This window comes from Neisseria sicca VK64, assembly GCF_000260655.1.
GTDB lineage: Bacteria > Pseudomonadota > Gammaproteobacteria > Burkholderiales > Neisseriaceae > Neisseria > Neisseria sicca_B.
Map to the genome: position 1 here is coordinate 1 of NZ_AJMT01000127.1, position 1,955 is coordinate 1,955.

Here is a 1,955-nt window from a genome sequence, read left to right on the forward strand (position 1 = left end):
ACCCAATACTATCAAAAACAGTCTTTTCATAAATTTATCCTTTTCCCAGCTCATCTTTAACTTGGTTTAGAAGAGGTCGTCTGAAAATAGTTTTCAGACGACCTCTTAAATAAAATCTGATTATTGCAATTGGGGCAGGGAGCAGCCTTCGGGCATGATGATTTCGCATTCTGTTGCCCCTCTGTTTCTGCATTTTTGCAAAGCCTCCTGTTCGACAGCTCCTTGCGGACCTGCTGCATCGGCTAAAATAAACAGGTTGTTTTTCACTTTTCCTTTTGCAGCTGCGAGACAGCCGTTTCTTACCCATGTGATGGCTTTGCAAGGCGTATTGCGACTGCCTTGCTGGCAATGTTTGACTGCTTCTCTTTTTGCTTCGGCTAAAGAGTTCTGATTCAACGAACCAGCAATATGCCCGGTTTTTTGACTGTATGCCAAAGCCCCAAATTTAGAAGGTACCAAGACGTCATGGTAAATGATTTTTTTAGGAGGCGGGGTACTGCGGCTTGGCTGTGGCGGTGCGATATTGTAATGAATCCACTCGCCATTGTTACCCTGAAATCGGCAGATACCTGTGGCAGCATCAAATTGACCGGGACAGCCATTGGCGTAAACATTAAAACTTACCAAGCCCAATGCGATTAAAAACAGCTTCTTCATAAACTTATCCTTTCTCCCAGCTCATCTTTAACTTGGCTTAGAAAAGGTCGTCTGAAAATAGTTCTCAGACGACCTTTTAAATAAAATTGATTATTGCAATTGAGGCAGGGAACAGCCTTCGGGAAGAGAAATCTCACAATTCGTTACCTTCGGATCCGCCCTACATTGCGCTAACGCTTCCGCCTCCGCCAATCCTTTTTCTTTTCCTACATAAAAAGACTTCCATTTTCCAGGATTATTGATTTCTTTACCTTTTGCAGAAGCAATGCAGCCGTTGCGTACCCAAGAAACCACTTTACACGGAGCATTTTTATTACCCTGCTTGCATTGCTCCAGTGCTTCCTTTTTTGCCTCCGACAGCGAATTTTTATTCAGCACACCTGCCCCATAGCCAGTTTGCATGTTCATAGCTACCGCACCGAATTTAGAAGGGACTTTCACGTCGTAGTAGATAATTTTTTTAGGAGGCGGGGTGCTGTTGCCTGATTGGGGAGGCGGCACATTGTAGTTGACAACCTCCCCGTTATGTCCTTGTATCTGACAGATGCCCGTATCAGGAAAATACCTGCCGGGGCAGTTGGCATAAACATTAAAACTTACCAAACCCAATGCTATTAAAAACAGTTTTTTCATAAGGGCATCCTTTTTCGGATTAATACGATATCGGAGGTCGTCTGAAAAAGTTTTCAGACGACCCTTTAATCAAAAAATAACAATTAAGGGAAAGAACAACCTTCAGGAATGGTGATTTCACAGTTTTTCAATCCCGCTTTATTACATTGTTTCAATGCTGCGGGTTCTGCCTGCCCTGGCTTTTCCCTAGCTGTATAAAATACTCTGAATTTCTTGCCTTCTTTGCCCGTTGCCGCTGCTAAACAGGCATTACCTGCCCAAATGGCAACTTTACACGGAGCATTTCTCCCACCCTGCTCACACGCTTTAATTGCTTCATTTTTAGCCTCATCAATAGAATCTTTATTCAAAGCCCCGCTCGAAATACCTGTTTTTTCGTTAGTGGCTACTGCACCGTATTTAGAAACATAGACTATTTTTTTCGAAGGCGGTGTGCTGTTACCTGATTGGGGAGGCGGCACATTGTATAAAATTTGCCGACCGCTTCCGTCTATGATACGGCAGGTTCCCGTGGCAGCTTGGTATTCTCCGCCACAGCCATTGGCATAAACATTAAAACTTACCAAACCCAATACTATCAAAAACAGTCTTTTCATAAATTTATCCTTTTCCCAGCTCATCTTTAACTTGGTTTAGAAGAGGTCGTCTGAAAATAGTTTTCAGAC

General features: G+C 43.2%; 3 protein-coding genes. All 3 read right to left on the reverse strand.

What is annotated here, in order from left to right; all coding sequences use genetic code 11:
- Positions 1-120 precede the first annotated feature (120 nt).
- The gene (locus tag HMPREF1051_RS07655) at positions 121-657 is read right to left on the reverse strand and encodes a DUF4189 domain-containing protein (RefSeq protein ID WP_003766709.1); all 537 of its coding nucleotides are present in this window, start codon (positions 655-657) and stop codon (positions 121-123) included.
- 90 nt (positions 658-747) lie between these two features.
- The gene (locus HMPREF1051_RS07660) at positions 748-1,290 is read right to left on the reverse strand and encodes a DUF4189 domain-containing protein (protein ID WP_003766712.1); all 543 of its coding nucleotides are present in this window, start codon (positions 1,288-1,290) and stop codon (positions 748-750) included.
- A gap of 83 nt (positions 1,291-1,373) precedes the next feature.
- Complete coding sequence (locus tag HMPREF1051_RS07665; protein WP_003766706.1) at positions 1,374-1,886, reverse strand: DUF4189 domain-containing protein; 513 nt, start codon at positions 1,884-1,886, stop codon at positions 1,374-1,376.
- Positions 1,887-1,955 lie beyond the last annotated feature (69 nt).

Coding starts and splice junctions, on each gene's coding strand:
- HMPREF1051_RS07655 (WP_003766709.1), bottom strand. CDS start 657: ATGAAGAAGCTGTTTTTAATCGCATTGGGCTTGGTAAGTTTTAATGTT.
- HMPREF1051_RS07660 (WP_003766712.1), bottom strand. CDS start 1,290: ATGAAAAAACTGTTTTTAATAGCATTGGGTTTGGTAAGTTTTAATGTT.
- HMPREF1051_RS07665 (WP_003766706.1), bottom strand. CDS start 1,886: ATGAAAAGACTGTTTTTGATAGTATTGGGTTTGGTAAGTTTTAATGTT.